This is a genomic window from Collimonas sp. OK307 (assembly GCF_900113705.1).
GTDB lineage: Bacteria > Pseudomonadota > Gammaproteobacteria > Burkholderiales > Burkholderiaceae_D > Collimonas.
Map to the genome: position 1 here is coordinate 1 of NZ_FOQI01000033.1, position 14,198 is coordinate 14,198.

Consider the following 14,198-nt stretch of genomic DNA (forward strand, 5'->3'; position numbering starts at 1 on the left):
AGCCGGTTTCATGGAAAGCCATATCCTCTCTCCAACCATGGCGGGCACACCACAAGGGGGAATTATTTCCCCGACGGTCGCAACCATGGCGCTCGATGGCTTGCAAGCACGATTGAGCCAACAGCCGGCAAACACCGAACGGAAGCGCAGTCGCCTCCGAATGAACTTCGTTCGATACGCTGACGATTTTATTGTGACGGGCCACTCGAAAGAGTTTCTGGAACAAGAAGTCAAACCGTGTATCGAAGCGTTTCTGGCGGAACGGGGTCTCACCCTCTCTGCTGAGAAAACGCGTGTCACTGCTATTGAGGAGGGATTCGATTTCTTGGGCGTGAATCTTCGTCGCTTCGGCGACAAGCTGCTCACGCGGCCTGCACAGAAAAGCATTCAGTCTCTGTGCAGCAAACTCAGGAAAATCATTAAAGACAATTCGACGGCGAAACAACATAACCTGATACAGCAACTCAACCCGGTCATCCGTGGCTGGACGCAATATCATCGACATGGCGTTGCCAAGAAAATCTTTACGGATGTGGATACGTATCTATGGCAGTTATTGTGGCGCTGGGCTACGCGACGTCATCCTAACAAAGGGGCGAGATGGATTAAGGATAAATACTTCAAGTGCATGCAACATCGGCACTGGGTATTTGCCACTACCGAAAATACGGGTTCAACGGAAATGGTTGCGCTGGTCAAGGCCCGCGATACTAAAATCCGGCGACACCTCAAAATTCGATGTGCCGCTAATCCATTTGATCCGGAGTGGGATGATTATTTCGCGCGACGCAAATACCGACGATTCCGGGACTAACCGGTTGACGAAAGAAGACTTCGAGAGGCTTGAGCGGAGTGCGGTGAAAGTCGCACGCTCCGTTCTTAGGGGACGGCGGCGCAGTAATGCGCTGCTGTTACCCGACGATTGAGCCGGCTTTGATGGGGAAGTCGGAACATGGCGCCGCTATTAGCTCAGACTCATCAGTATTGCCGTGTCAGATTTTGTCGCGACCAAACCACCTTTGAATTACAGCAACCGCTCAACTCCAGTCGCTCAAGTATCGCCGATGACAGTCCGCTACAGACTGGTTGCGACCATTGGGCTTCGATGGAACGTCAAACAGTTCTATGCAAAATGCGTTCTTCGTCTACATTGAAACGAACGGCGGCTTAGATGGGTAGACCGGTCGTTGACGGAAATTTCTCAACGAGTGGCTGCTTTTCCAAAGCCCGGCAGGCGGCTCACGCCCCAAAACCAGCCGATAGAATCGGGCTTCTCAAGCGTCTGCAATGCAGGGCGGATTCAACTTGTCGATGCAACACTATAGAATGTACAAGCACCAGCGGTGTACAGACAAGGGGTGTTGCAAATGAAGCAAAGACCACGAATCTATTATTCTGAAAGTCAAAGAGCATTGATGTGGGAACGCTGGCGGCAAGGTTACACTCTCTAGGAGATTGGTGAGCTATTTAATCGAAACCATTCGTCAGTAATTAATGTACTGGCACCGACAGGTGGAATAAGCCCGGCACCACGCAGTCGTTCCAGACTGGCGCTGACACTGGCTGAACGCGAAGAAATATCGCGTGCATTAGTTGCTGAAGAATCGATCCGTTCGATTGCACGTTCTCTCGGTAGAGCACCTTCTACGATCAGTCGGGAGATCAATCGTAATGGTGGTGGCGATAGTTATCGAGCAAGCCATGCAGATAAAAATGCGTGGGATCGAGCGCATCGGCCCAAGCTTTGTAAGCTAACTGAAAATCGCGCACTGGCGCGCATTGTGGCTGGCAAATTACAATTGCAATGGTCACCGGAACAAATTGCTGGCTGGTTGAAGGAAGCTTACCCGAGCGATGAGGACTACCAAGTGTCACATGAGACCATTTATCGCAGCCTTTTTATCCAGGCCAGAGGTGCATTGAAGAAGGAATTGTTGGCGCATTTAAGGCGTACTCGAGCAATGCGCCGCTCACGTCAATACACACAAAAGCGTGGAACCCATGGCACTATCGTTGATGCCGTAACAATCAGCGAACGCCCAGCCACGGTGGAAGATAGAACCGTACCCGGTCACTGGGAAGGCGATCTGGTGTATGGAAGCCACAATAGTCAGATTGCGACTCTCGTTGAGCGTCATACACGTTATGTGATGTTGGTGAAAGTCGACGGCAAGGATACCGAAACAGTCGTCAATGCATTGATCAAAAATTCCCGCAAATTGCCGCAAAGAACTCTACAAGTCGCTGACCTGGGATCGCGGCTCAGAGATGGCCGCTCACAAACGTTTTACATTGGCGACCGACATCCAGGTTTATTTCTGTGATCCACAGAGCCCATGGCAACGTGGATCGAATGAAAATACAAATGGATTATTGAGGCAGTACTTCCCAAAGGGCCTCGACCTGTCAACATTCTCGCAAGCGAAACTCAATGCAGTGGCGAGACGATTGAATGAGCGGCCTAGAAAGACCTTAAACTATAAAACACCGGCTGAAGTTTTTTATCAATCTGTTGCATCGACCAGTTGAATCCGCCAGCGGTTGCGGTCATCCGTTCGAACTATAGGAGCTATCAGCACCTGAATGGTTTTACCCAAATCGCATTTGCCACAGCGAAAATTTTTCTCTACAGGAAGTCACCCTTTCCATTGTCGCGCCGGCCATACATCCGGCATTCTGCAGCCAGAGCCAACAGATTGGGATCCCTTTCCCTGTTTTTCGGCAGCAGCAGAGTAATCTGTTGGCGGGACGCGTACCTTTCTTCAAGTGGAATCAGCTCAATGCGGGAGCTGAATTCGCCAACGCGTCCAGGCAGCAGGCTGTATCCGATTCCTCCGCTGATCAAGTTAATTAACGAAAAAATGTCCTGTACCCGCATGGCAATATTGGGAATAAAACCTGCGAGTTCAAAGCAATGGTGAAAGTCATCAGTGGTCGCAAATCCGTCGCTAAGCGTGACAAATTTTTCTGCGCGAAAATCCTGGAGATCAATCTGTTTGTTACCGGCATACGGCGAACCGACCGGCGCCGCCAAAAAGATATCGTCATAAAATAATGGCACCGAAACCAGTCCATTATTTTCATTCTCTTCATGCAGACCGATGACAATAGCGTCAAGCTGTCCATCCACGAGACTTTGCAGCAACTCCCGATTTGAGCCCATGGTGAGATCGATATCGAGTTCAGGCTTGCGCAATTTGAGCCCGATCACCAGTTGCGGGATGCACCTTAACGTCAAGGAATAAAGAGCGCCCATCTTGAGTCGGGGCGCATTAAATCCGCCGGCATCACGAACTTTGCGCACGCCCTCCTCGCATTCATCGATTACCCGCTTCGCGTATTCGGCGAATGTATAAGCGGTCTGGAGAGGAATCAGGTTGCGTCCTTCGTGCTTGAAAAGCGGACAGCGCAACGCCTCTTCAAGCGAGTGCAATGCACGGTGCACACTCACTGTACTTTGCCCAAGACTTTCCGACACCCGGGCCATATTGTTAAGCGTCATGAAGGCTAGAAAGACTTCCATTTTTTTCAGCGTAATCGCATCATCAATTGCCATTTTCCCTCCGGAAAATCATTTGAACACACAATTGCGGTTCAAGTAATAGTCTGCCACAAACGTATGAGCCAAGGCAGGTAAGGAATACCTCCTGCGTGAATATTGGCAGGTTCTCAATTACTTAAAAAAAATGGCTCCGTTGTGGGAGCCACAAAGTCACGGCAATGGGAGACAGGATTGATCAGAAAAAATAACGCGCGCCGAGGCCGGCCTGGAAAATCTTCCGGTTACCATTAAAGTAGCTGGTATTGTAGCCACCGCCGACATAAGAATAATCAAAAGCCAGATACAGATCGGTCTGCTTGTCGAGGCGATAAAACGCCGCACCGTATAGCGTGTCCCAGGTCCCGCTCGCTGCCGAAGTGATGCCACTGGTCAGGTCAAACGGCTGCAGCGTATTGCCGCCGGACGTGCCGGCATTTTTGGCCTTGATACGATAGTAAGCCAACGCATAGTCGAACTTACCTGCAGGGTAAATCTGGGCCGATACCGTAAACGCGTTGTCTACCCGTTTGCCAACTGCTTGCGGCTGGTCGATGTCTGCATGAAAAAGTCCACCGTTCAGACGCAGCCACTGAAGCGGGCGGATATTGCCGCCGACGCTTTCCACCATTTTGCCGAAGCCGTCATAGTTGGCATGGGTAATGGATGCGCTGGCATGCCAGGTATCGTCGCTGCTGTTGTAGCCGATGCCTCCTGCCTGTTGGGTTCCCTTGTAGTGTCCGGTATCAACCACATCTGTTCCGCCATTGCCGGGTTGCGTATTCTGCAATCCGCCGAACTGATAACCGAGATAAGAGACCCAGTTGTCGCCCCATTTCTTCTTCCAGACCGCGGCGCTATCCCATCGATTGCCGGTAGGAGAGCCGGAATATTCCATCATTTGGTACATGACCTGGTTGTTCATCCAGCCACCTTCGTCGTAGCCGTTTTTCGCGTTGCTGAAAGGATTAGCCCAAATCATAGTGACGTCGCGTCCCAGCGTGTCCTGACGTCCAACGGTCAGTTTTCCGATAGTAGGGCTCTGCACACCGATCCAGGCATCGCGATTAAACAGAACCGGCGACGAAAAGCCCCCGTCGAAGTTACCGGTGGGGAGTTCAAACTCACTTTCCAGCCTGAAGACAAGCTCGGTGTTGCTGCCCTTGTCGACCACATGACTCCCGGTCAAACCCCAGCGATTGCCGTTCATCCATGACACATCCAAGCCAACCCAGTGACTGTTGGTCCTGCCGTTGGTGGCGCTATTGGGATTGGCGTTTGGCCCGCCGGACGACGATGTTGCAGCGGTCAAATCAATCAGGCCGAACAATCCAAGAGTAGTTGTCTCAGTATCGATAAGGCGGTAACCGCCCGGAGTTTCAGTTAATTTTACGGCGTCCTTGTTGGGGGCGCTTGGCTGCGAGGCGGCGACAGCTTCAGCAGCTTTGCTCGACACCGCCTGCGCTTGCACGGCCGTCGCATCGGCCTTCTTCGCCGCATCTGTGCTGGCCTTCACCTCTACGCTAAGGCTTTGCAGTTGCTGTTGGAGCTGCAGGATCTGCTGCTGGAGCAGCTCGACCACCTGCTGGGTGGAATGGGTACTTTGAGCGCTTGCCGGTCCCGCCACTGTCAGGATCGCCCCCAAGGCCGCACCATAAGCCATGAGGGTATTTTTTTTCATTCTCACAATTGTCTTCCTCCAAGGTTGATTTTTATCTTTCTCGTCAATGCTCACTCTCGAATTTTGAGCGGGAGCGTTCGTAGAATAGATTGACGATTTCCCTGGTTCAATCAACCAAGGTGCGGGGTCATTACCTTGAAGTTAATGAACCGCGAATTGAAATACGTCTGTTGCCGCCTTGTTTTCGACGTTTCGCAATCAGTGCATCCGATAGCGACTAGCCTTGCATCGACCTCGGGATTAGAGGAGTAACGTTGAAAAATTTGGGAAATCGCTTGATGCGGATCAGAGCAAAAACCACTTGTATGGCGACGGCGACGTGTGGATGCGGAAAGATGAATTGAAGCGACGTAATCTGTTCAAGATGGGCGCCTGAACAAAAAAACGCACTCCCGGTGCGTTTTTTTAATCACTGGCCAGGCTGACTCAGCCCGGCGTATTTTTATAAGCCTCGACGCCCGCCAGAATTTCCTTCTTAGCTTCCTCCGGGCCATACCAGCCTTCGATCTTGACCCACTTGCCTGTCTCAAGGTCTTTGTAATGTTCAAAGAAATGCTGAATCTGCTTCAGACGCAATTCGTTCATGTCCTCCGGTTTTTTCCAATGGCTATAGATCGACAGCACTTTATCGGCCGGTACCGCCAGCAGTTTGGCATCAATCCCCGACTCGTCTTCCATCTTCAACACACCAATCGGGCGGCAGCGCACCACCACGCCGGGGAACAGCGGGAACGGCGTAATCACCAGCACATCGACCGGATCGCCATCTTCCGACAAGGTCTGTGGAATATAGCCGTAGTTGCAAGGGTAGTGCATCGAGGTCCCCATAAAACGATCCACGAAAATTGCGCCGCTCTCCTTGTCGACTTCATATTTGATCGGATCGGCATTCATCGGAATCTCGACAATCACGTTGAAATCATTCGGTAAATCGCGGCCAGCTGGAACGTTATTCAGACTCATGGTGCTTTCTCGTAAAAGGGATTAAATCCTGGACTCGAAAAAATCGGCATTTTAGCGCTTCGACGGCCGGTCGCGCCAGCCCTAATCTGCTGCGCGGCGCAACAAAATGGTGTATTACGCCACGTTCATTAACCTCACAGTAATGAACTACCCATAAGGTTGATTGAAGAGGGCTTTTTAAAATTCTATTGTGTCTCCGTGATGAACGTTTTCCGGAGTAACGATGCTAGCCAGACCTCAACTCAACGCGCAATGGAGCAAACGCCGGACGGAAAAAAATCGCCGTCTGGACCTGGTGCGCCACTTGGCCAACGGCCCGGTCCTGCCTACTGGTGACATCATCGCCGTACTGGAAGCGCTGATCGCACCCGGCGACCGTGTCGTGCTTGAAGGCAATAACCAGAAACAGGCCGATTTTCTGTCCCGTTCGCTGGCGCAGGTCAATCCGGCCAAAGTGAACCAGCTGCACCTGATCATGCCCAGCGTCAGCCGACCTGAGCATCTCGACCTGTTTGAACGTGGCATCGCTCGCAAGCTCGATTTTGCTTATGCCGGCGCGCAAAGCCTGCGCATTTCGCAGTTTCTGAAAGACGGCCTTCTGGAAGTCGGCGCGATTCACACCTACATCGAACTATATGCGCGGCTCTACGTAGACCTGACACCGAACGTGGTGCTGGTGGCCGGATTCAAGGCAGATCGTCAAGGCAATCTGTATACCGGCTCAAGCACCGAAGATACGCCGGCGCTGGTGGAAGCAGCTGCCTTCCGCGATGGCATCGTGATCGCTCAAGTCAACGAGATCGTTGACGATCCGGCCGATCTGCCGCGGGTGGATATTCCCGGCTCGTGGATCGACTTTGTGGTGCAGGCCGACAAACCGTTTTTCCTTGAACCGCTGTTTACCCGCGATCCACGACTGATCAAGCCGGTCCATGTGCTGATGGCAATGATGGCGATCCGTGGCGTGTATGAACGCCATCAGGTGCAGTCGCTCAATCACGGCATCGGTTTCAATACTGCTGCGATTGAACTTATCCTGCCGACTTATGGCGAAAAGCTGGGGCTCAAGGGCAAGATCTGCAAGAACTGGACGCTCAATCCGCATCCGACACTGATCCCGGCGATCGAAACCGGCTGGGTCGAAAGTGTCCACTGTTTTGGCGGCGAACTGGGTATGGAGAATTACGTTGCTGCACGCCCCGATGTGTTTTTCACCGGCAAAGACGGCTCCATGCGTTCCAATCGTGCCTATTGCCAATTAGCGGGCCAGTACGCGGTTGACCTGTTCATCGGATCCACGTTGCAAATGGATGGGCTGGGCAATTCATCCACGGTGACGCGCGGCCGCCTGACAGGTTTTGGCGGCGCGCCCAACATGGGGCACGATCCGCGTGGACGCCGTCACGCCAGTCCGGCCTGGCTTGATCTGATCGAGACTGACGATCCGCTTGCGCGCGGCAAAAAACTGGTAGTACAGATGGTGGAAACCTTTCAGGGCGGCGGCCAGCCGACCATCGTCGAAACCCTCGACGCAGTGGAGGTCGGGCGCGAATCCGGCATGCCCATCGCCCCGGTGATGATCTATGGCGATGACGTGACGCACGTGCTCACCGAGGAGGGCATTGCTTATCTCTATAAAGCGCGCTCGCTGGAAGAGCGCAAAGCCATGTTGGCTGCAGTCGCAGGCGTAACGCCAATTGGCATGACCCATGATCCGGCGAGCACTGCGCACTTGCGGCAAGAAGGCCTGATTGCACTGCCAGAGGATATGGGTGTCAATCGCAGCGAGGCTACCCGTTCGCTGCTGGCAGCCAAGAGCGTAGCCGACCTGGTGAGCTGGTCCGATGGCTTGTATGAGCCGCCTGCCAAATTCCGGAGCTGGTGATGGCAGCCGTTCTTGAGCAATGCCAACCGCTTGCACCCACCGCCTTGGCCAACTATCTGGCCGATGCAGTCGTGACAGCGCTGATCGATGAAGTCACGCTAACCCCTAAGCCGGGCCTGGTCGACATGCGCGGTCGCGGCGCTCATCGCGACCTGAACTGGGATTTGATGTGTCATTCGGCCTGGGCCCTGCATCCGACTTTCCATGCGATGGCGAGCGCCGGACGAAACATCGCCGATCCGCAGCAATTGCGCGAACAGATCGGTCTCATCGGGCGCCAGGGTGAAGCTGCCATGATGGCAGCTACTGGCGGCGTCAACACCCATCGCGGCGCGATCTGGGCGCTCGGTTTGCTGGTCACGGCAGCGGCGCAAGACCACAACGCGCTGACTCCCACAGCAGTGGCAACTCGCGCCGCGGCACTGGCGTGGCGACGCGACAGGTTTGCGCCAACCGTGACCGGCAACAAGGGCGAACTCGCTTGCCGGCAATACAGCGTTGGCGGCGCACGGGGGCAAGCGCAAGCCAGATTCCCGCACGTAATCTGGGTCGGGCTCCCTTGGCTGGAACACTGCCGTGCCCGCGGTGACGATGAAAATACCGCGCGACTCAACTCGTTGCTGGCGGTGGTCGCCAATCTCGACGACACCTGCGTCCTGTCGCGCGGCGGTCAGGCGGCATTGACTGCAGTGCAATCCGGTGCGCTACGGGTGCTGACCGCTGGCGGCGCTGCCAGCAGCCATGGCAAGAGCGCGTTGCAACAATTCGAACAGGAGCTGCTGTCACTGCACGTTTCACCGGGCGGCGCGGCGGATCTGCTGGCGGCGACACTGTTCCTGGACCGCATCAGGACTTAAATCGAAAGAGGGAAACCATGGAAAAGATTTTCTATGAATATCCGGCAGGCTCGCCTGCCAAAGCACGCGCGTTGACCGGTGTGGTCGGCTCCGGCGATCTGGAAGTGCTGCTGGAGCCCCATGCTGCCGGCCTCACCACCATCGCCATCAACACCTCCGTCGATGGCATGGGGCAGGTGTGGGGGGCACTGTTGACGCGCATTTTTTCCATGTCGTCGCTGCCGGCCGCCAAAATCGAGATCAATGACTTCGGCGCAACGCCGGGCGTGGTGCGCATGCGGATCGAGCAGGCGTTCGAAGAATTGCAGTATGCAAGCACAAAGTAAGGAAACCATGGACACCGCACAACTGCTGCAACGCGACAGCTTTATCGAACTCAATGCGCGCAGTCGGGCCCGCGTCTTGCTCGACGCTGGTTCTATGCGCGAACTGATCAGTCCCTTCGATCGCGTGACGTCGCCCTGGCTGCCGCTGCAAGGCGTGATCACGCAGTCGGATGACGGCGTGGTAGTCGCCAAGGGCACATGCGACGGCCAGCCAACAGTGATCCTTGCCATCGAAGGCGCATTTCAGGGCGGCAGCCTGGGAGAAGTCGGCGGCGCCAAGATTGCCGGGGCTCTGGAGTTGGCAGCGCAAGACAATCGCAATGGCATTCCCACCCGGGCGATCATCTTGTTTGAAACCGGCGGCGTACGCCTGCAGGAAGCCAATCTCGGGCTGGCGGCGATTGCCGAAATCCATTCTGCCATCGTCGATCTGCGCCGCTACCAACCGGTGATCGGCATTACCGCCGGCACCGTGGGCTGTTTTGGCGGGATGTCGATCGCAGCCGCCCTGTGCAGTTATCTGATCGTCACCCGCGAAGCGCGGCTTGGGTTGAATGGTCCGGCGGTGATTGAACAGGAAGCCGGCATCGCCGAATACGATTCGCGCGACAAACCGTTTATCTGGAGCTTTACCGGCGGCGAGCAACGCTACCGCTCGGGGCTGGTGGACGCTTACGTCGAGGACGACGCCATGCAGATCAGAAGTATGGTTCGCGACCTTTTCCAGCGCGGCATGCCGGTACAGAACCGCAGCGACATGGTGCAGGGCTTTCTGGCCCGCCTGGCCGAAGTGGATGCCAGTGTACAGGCGACGCCTGAACTGATTCGCACGATTTACCAGAAGGGATTCGCATCATGAGTGCAGTTATGAATTCAGCCAATAAGCAAAGTCGTGGCGCGGTATGGCTATCCAAACTGACCGGCGAGGCAACGCTAGTTGCCGGATATCCCGCTTCGGTGCGGGTGGCCGACGCCGATCTTGCCGGTAAAAGAGCCCGCTACATTGCGGTGGTTCCGGACCCGGACAACCGTTTCCCGCGCGTCCGCAATGGCGAGGTCGGCCTGGTAGAAGGCTGGCAACTCGCGCGCGCGGTGCAAGAACTGATGGCAGCCGACCGCGACAGCAAAAACAAAACGCCGATCGTCGCTGTCATCGACGTTACCAGCCAGGCTTATGGCCGGCGCGAGGAAGGCTTCGGTATCCACCAGGCGCTCGCCGGCGCCGCCGGTGCCTACGCTGAAGCGCGACTGGCGGGCCATCCCGTGATCGGACTGATCGTCGGCAAAGCCATGTCCGGCGCTTTTCTGGCTCACGGTTATCAGGCCAACCGCCTGATAGCAATTCGCGATCCGGAAGTCATGGTGCATGCCATGGGAAAGGCATCCGCGGCGCGTATCACGATGCGTTCGGTCGACGCACTGGAATCCTTGGCCTCGACCATACCGCCGATGGCCTACGACATTGAAAGTTATGCGTCGCTGGGCTTGTTGTGGCGATGCCTGCAAGTGGCGCACCCGGATGCGCCGTCCGCAGCAGACATCGATACTGTCCAAAGCAGCCTGCACGCCGCGCTCCAAGACATCCTGGCGGACAGCAGCCGCGACCTGACTAGTCGGCTGGGCGCAGAACACCGTCGCGCATCGAGCAAGGTGCGGGACATGTTGTCCGTCCAGTGGAGGGCCAGCCAACCTTAACTTAAGAAGGAGTAAACATTATTTTTCTGTAACGCTAAAAAAACAAGATTTGACAAGCCGCTGATGTCATCAATTAGGAGACAAAATCATGATTATTTACGGAACCGCCTTACTCGCCTGCTGCCACCTGCTGGGGATTTTCCTTGGCGACCTTCTTGGCCAGTTGATCGGCGTCAAGACCAACGTCGGCGGTGTCGGCATCGCCATGCTGCTATTAATCTTCGCCCGCCTGTACTTGCTGCCGAGAGGGCTCTTGCCCAAACCAACCGAAGCGGGTGTCGGCTTTTGGGCTGCAATGTACATCCCGGTAGTCGTTGCCATGGCTGCCCAGCAGAATGTGGTTGCGGCGCTACGCGGCGGGCCTGTGGCGTTGCTGTCGGCATTTGGCGCGGCTGCTGTCTGTGCCTGTTGCATTGCGTTGATCAATCGCACGGAGAGTCAAACTGAAATTGACGCAGCCGCGACTGACCTCGCGCCGTTGGCCGAATAGGAGACATCATGTTAGAAATATTTCAAAAAGCGGTCCATCAAAACGGACTCGTTACCGCCTTCGCGATGATCGGGATCATTGTCTTGTTGTCCGGAGTCATCTCGCGCAGACTCACCTTCGGCCGCGTCCATGGTTCAGCGATCGCCATCATGATCGGCCTGGCACTGGCGTACTGGGGCGGCATAGTGAGTGGCGGCACCAAGGGACTGGCTGACGTTTCGCTGTTCAGCGGCGTTGGCCTGATGGGCGGCGCCATGCTGCGCGATTTTGCCATCGTCGCCACCGCTTTCGAGGTACAAGCCACCGAGGCGCGTAAGGCCGGACTAGTCGGCGTCGTGTCATTGCTGCTGGGGACGGTATTGCCGTTCATCGTCGGCGCCAGCATCGCCCGGGCCTTTGGCTACTCCGATGCGGTCAGCATGACCACCATCGGCGCCGGTGCGATCACGTATATTGTCGGTCCGGTAACCGGTGCGGCGATTGGTGCAAGCTCCGATGTGATGGCGCTGAGCATCGCTACCGGCCTGGTGAAAGCCATTATCGTCATGGTCGGCACACCCATTGCAGCACGCTTTCTCGGTCTGAAAACACCCCGCTCTGCGATGGTGTTCGGTGGTCTTGCGGGCACCGTCAGCGGCGTTTCAGCTGGCCTCGCCGCGACCGACCGCAAGCTGGTGCCGTACGGCGCACTGGTGGCGACATTCCATACCGGCATCGGCTGCCTGCTGGGGCCATCCGTGCTCTTCTTTGCCACAAAGGCAATTGTGGGTTGATCATGGAAGCCGCATCGCTCAAGCAATCGGAGGACGAAACCGTGGGCACATCCGCTTATAAGGACGCCGGCGCTAGCATTCTTTGTCCGCACGACTTGCTCTGGATCGAAGATGCCAAGGCACTGAAGACGGTCACTCCGCTTCCACCTTGGGCAAGTGCTGACCGGTTGTTGTGCACGCCGGTGGTAGTACGGCGCGAGAAAGTCGACGATCCTCGGCTGGTCCCGGTCGGCCTGCGTGGCAAGACGCGAAGCGAGCGCTTTGCTGCCTATCTGGACCGCGATGCGGTGGCACGCTGCTTCAAGCCGGAGATACTTGCTGGCCATGCTCCGGCTTATATCGAAGAGCAGCGTAGCCGGCTGCCGGCCTTCGAGGCACTTGCGGTTCTGGCGCCTTTGCTTGATGCAACCGGTTTGGTCTGGGGGCCAACGGGCGGCGTCGGGTTTCAGCTTGCATCGCGGCTGCCTGTCGTCCGTGAAGATAGCGATCTCGACATTCTGCTACGTTCACGCGCGCCTCTGAGTACTACCCAGATGCTGGGGCTTCGGATGATATGTTCATCTCCAATATGCCGTATCGATATTCAGGTCGATACCGGCAATGGGGCATTTTCATTTGCCGAATGGGCCTACGTCAATGCGCAATGGGCTAGCGGGAATGGGCGAGTGCTGCTTAAAACTGACACCGGCCCGATTTTGACTACCGATCCGTGGCGCACGAGCAGTTGGCAAGATGCCGAAAGTGTGAAGCCGTCATGATCTTGTTCACCTTTCCCGGCCAAGGCGCGCAGCGGTCTGGAATGCTGCATTCACTTCCTGACCATCCCGCAGTCAGGCGTACGCTCGACGAGACCTTTGACGCACTCCTCGATGACCCATTAAATCTGGATACGCCCAAAGCACTCGAATCCACATTTGCCGTGCAACTGTGTCTGCTGGTAGCAGGTGTTGCAATGGCCAGATTCCTCGTTGCACACAATGCTGGCCCGCATATGGTCGCGGGCCTGTCCATAGGCGCTTATCCGGCTGCGGTGATCGCCGGCGCCCTTGAATATGCCGACGCAGTGCGGCTGGTAGCGCGGCGCGGGCAATTGATGGAGAACGCGTATCCACACGGCTACGGCATGGCGGCGATAGTCGGTCTCGATCGCTATCAGCTAGAACCGCTGATAGCACGCGTTCATACCCCTGCTGCACCGGTCTACCTGGCCAACCTGAATGCAAACAGGCAACTGGTGATTGCAGGAGCTGACGAACCTATGCGTCTGGTCATGCGTCTCGCGCTCGGACAAGGCGCGACCAAAGTGGAACGTCTGGCAGTCAGTGTGCCGTCCCATTGCGAACTGTTCGACGCGGCGGCAGTAGAAATGAGAGCGGCCTTTGCAGGAGTCACAGTACACCGTCCGCAGTTGACTTATCTGAGCAGCGGCATTGCACGCGCTCTTTTCGAACCGGGGATTATTGCCGATGACCTCGCCAATAATATGGCGCGACAGGTACATTGGTTTGAAACTGCCCGTCTTGCCTGGGAACGCGGTGCACGATTGGCGCTGGAAATGCCGAGCGGTTCCGTACTGACCAATCTGACAGCACCGGTATTCACTGATGGCCAGGTGGTCTGCTGCGACAACAATCGGATTGATACGCTACTCGCTTTGATCTCACGTGAGCAGGCTCAACTAAATCATTAATCACATCATATTGGAATAGAAAACCATGGCAGACATAGAGACCTTCAAGCAAGAAAACCGGATTTTCGAGCCGGCGACCAGCTTCGTGAAGAGTGCCGCGATTTCGGGCATGGACGCGTATCGCGCCCTGGTGGCCGAAGCCGAGCAGGACTATGAAGGATTCTGGGGCCGCCTGGCACGTGAAAACCTGCAATGGCAAACGCCGTTCACCAAGGTGCTGGACGAATCCAATGCGCCGTTCTACAAATGGTTTGACGATGGCAAGCTGAACGTTTCCTACAACTGTCTCGACGTGCATTT

Annotated in this window: 14 protein-coding genes and 1 pseudogene; 12 read left to right on the plus strand and 3 right to left on the minus strand. The window is 55.8% G+C overall.

Going from position 1 to position 14,198, the window contains the following annotated elements; genetic code table 11:
* A partial coding sequence (locus tag BM205_RS23610) for a group II intron maturase-specific domain-containing protein (protein WP_254784025.1) occupies positions 1–814 on the plus strand: 814 nt, incomplete at its 5' end.
* A 703-nt stretch (positions 815–1,517) separates the two neighbouring features.
* Positions 1,518–2,529, plus strand: a pseudogene (locus tag BM205_RS23615) (IS30 family transposase).
* A 97-nt stretch (positions 2,530–2,626) separates the two neighbouring features.
* Here BM205_RS23615 and BM205_RS23620 read toward each other — a convergent pair.
* From BM205_RS23620 to ppa, 3 genes are all read right to left on the minus strand, one after another.
* Positions 2,627–3,556 (minus strand): LysR family transcriptional regulator, encoded by a 930-nt coding sequence (locus BM205_RS23620; RefSeq protein WP_092417286.1) that lies wholly within the window; start codon positions 3,554–3,556, stop codon positions 2,627–2,629.
* Positions 3,557–3,737: 181 nt separating this feature from the next.
* Complete coding sequence (locus BM205_RS23625) at positions 3,738–5,219, minus strand: porin (RefSeq protein WP_092417287.1); 1,482 nt, start codon at positions 5,217–5,219, stop codon at positions 3,738–3,740.
* A gap of 426 nt (positions 5,220–5,645) precedes the next feature.
* The gene (gene ppa / locus BM205_RS23630; RefSeq protein ID WP_092417288.1) at positions 5,646–6,182 is read right to left on the minus strand and encodes an inorganic diphosphatase; all 537 of its coding nucleotides are present in this window, start codon (positions 6,180–6,182) and stop codon (positions 5,646–5,648) included.
* A 223-nt stretch (positions 6,183–6,405) separates the two neighbouring features.
* Between ppa and mdcA the strand changes: the two genes are divergently transcribed.
* The 10 genes from mdcA to BM205_RS23680 form a co-directional block, all read left to right on the plus strand.
* Entirely contained in the window at positions 6,406–8,067 is a 1,662-nt protein-coding gene (gene mdcA / locus BM205_RS23635) for a malonate decarboxylase subunit alpha (protein ID WP_092417289.1), read from the plus strand.
* Positions 8,067–8,924 (plus strand): triphosphoribosyl-dephospho-CoA synthase, encoded by an 858-nt coding sequence (locus tag BM205_RS23640; RefSeq protein WP_092417290.1) that lies wholly within the window; start codon positions 8,067–8,069, stop codon positions 8,922–8,924. Before mdcA ends, BM205_RS23640 begins: the two co-directional genes overlap by 1 nt.
* 17 nt (positions 8,925–8,941) lie before the next feature.
* Positions 8,942–9,250, plus strand: a complete 309-nt coding sequence (locus BM205_RS23645) for a malonate decarboxylase subunit delta (RefSeq protein ID WP_092417291.1) — start codon at positions 8,942–8,944, stop codon at positions 9,248–9,250.
* A gap of 7 nt (positions 9,251–9,257) precedes the next feature.
* A complete protein-coding gene (locus tag BM205_RS23650; RefSeq protein WP_092417292.1) occupies positions 9,258–10,109 on the plus strand; it encodes a biotin-independent malonate decarboxylase subunit beta in 852 nt (283 codons plus the stop codon).
* An 8-nt stretch (positions 10,110–10,117) separates the two neighbouring features.
* The gene (gene mdcE, locus BM205_RS23655) at positions 10,118–10,945 is read left to right on the plus strand and encodes a biotin-independent malonate decarboxylase subunit gamma (protein ID WP_092417293.1); all 828 of its coding nucleotides are present in this window, start codon (positions 10,118–10,120) and stop codon (positions 10,943–10,945) included.
* 88 nt (positions 10,946–11,033) lie between these two features.
* A complete protein-coding gene (gene madL, locus BM205_RS23660) occupies positions 11,034–11,435 on the plus strand; it encodes a malonate transporter subunit MadL (RefSeq protein ID WP_092417294.1) in 402 nt (133 codons plus the stop codon).
* An 8-nt stretch (positions 11,436–11,443) separates the two neighbouring features.
* Positions 11,444–12,208, plus strand: a complete 765-nt coding sequence (madM, locus tag BM205_RS23665; RefSeq protein WP_092417295.1) for a malonate transporter subunit MadM — start codon at positions 11,444–11,446, stop codon at positions 12,206–12,208.
* Positions 12,209–12,210: 2 nt separating this feature from the next.
* Entirely contained in the window at positions 12,211–12,966 is a 756-nt protein-coding gene (locus tag BM205_RS23670) for a malonate decarboxylase holo-ACP synthase (RefSeq protein ID WP_092417296.1), read from the plus strand.
* Positions 12,963–13,898: a malonate decarboxylase subunit epsilon gene (gene mdcH, locus BM205_RS23675; RefSeq protein ID WP_092417297.1), complete on the plus strand. Its 936-nt coding sequence runs from the start codon at positions 12,963–12,965 to the stop codon at positions 13,896–13,898. The genes BM205_RS23670 and mdcH overlap by 4 nt, the downstream gene beginning before the upstream one ends.
* A 25-nt stretch (positions 13,899–13,923) precedes the next feature.
* Positions 13,924–14,198, plus strand: a 275-nt coding sequence (locus BM205_RS23680) for an acetyl-coenzyme A synthetase N-terminal domain-containing protein (RefSeq protein WP_305763961.1), incomplete at its 3' end; no start/stop codon positions are given.

Coding starts and splice junctions, on each gene's coding strand:
- mdcE (WP_092417293.1), top strand. CDS start 10,118: ATGAATTCAGCCAATAAGCAAAGTCGTGGCGCGGTATGGCTATCCAAA.
- mdcH (WP_092417297.1), top strand. CDS start 12,963: ATGATCTTGTTCACCTTTCCCGGCCAAGGCGCGCAGCGGTCTGGAATG.
- BM205_RS23650 (WP_092417292.1), top strand. CDS start 9,258: ATGGACACCGCACAACTGCTGCAACGCGACAGCTTTATCGAACTCAAT.
- BM205_RS23645 (WP_092417291.1), top strand. CDS start 8,942: ATGGAAAAGATTTTCTATGAATATCCGGCAGGCTCGCCTGCCAAAGCA.
- madL (WP_092417294.1), top strand. CDS start 11,034: ATGATTATTTACGGAACCGCCTTACTCGCCTGCTGCCACCTGCTGGGG.
- madM (WP_092417295.1), top strand. CDS start 11,444: ATGTTAGAAATATTTCAAAAAGCGGTCCATCAAAACGGACTCGTTACC.
- BM205_RS23625 (WP_092417287.1), bottom strand. CDS start 5,219: ATGAAAAAAAATACCCTCATGGCTTATGGTGCGGCCTTGGGGGCGATC.
- mdcA (WP_092417289.1), top strand. CDS start 6,406: ATGCTAGCCAGACCTCAACTCAACGCGCAATGGAGCAAACGCCGGACG.
- BM205_RS23640 (WP_092417290.1), top strand. CDS start 8,067: ATGGCAGCCGTTCTTGAGCAATGCCAACCGCTTGCACCCACCGCCTTG.
- ppa (WP_092417288.1), bottom strand. CDS start 6,182: ATGAGTCTGAATAACGTTCCAGCTGGCCGCGATTTACCGAATGATTTC.
- BM205_RS23670 (WP_092417296.1), top strand. CDS start 12,211: ATGGAAGCCGCATCGCTCAAGCAATCGGAGGACGAAACCGTGGGCACA.
- BM205_RS23620 (WP_092417286.1), bottom strand. CDS start 3,556: ATGGCAATTGATGATGCGATTACGCTGAAAAAAATGGAAGTCTTTCTA.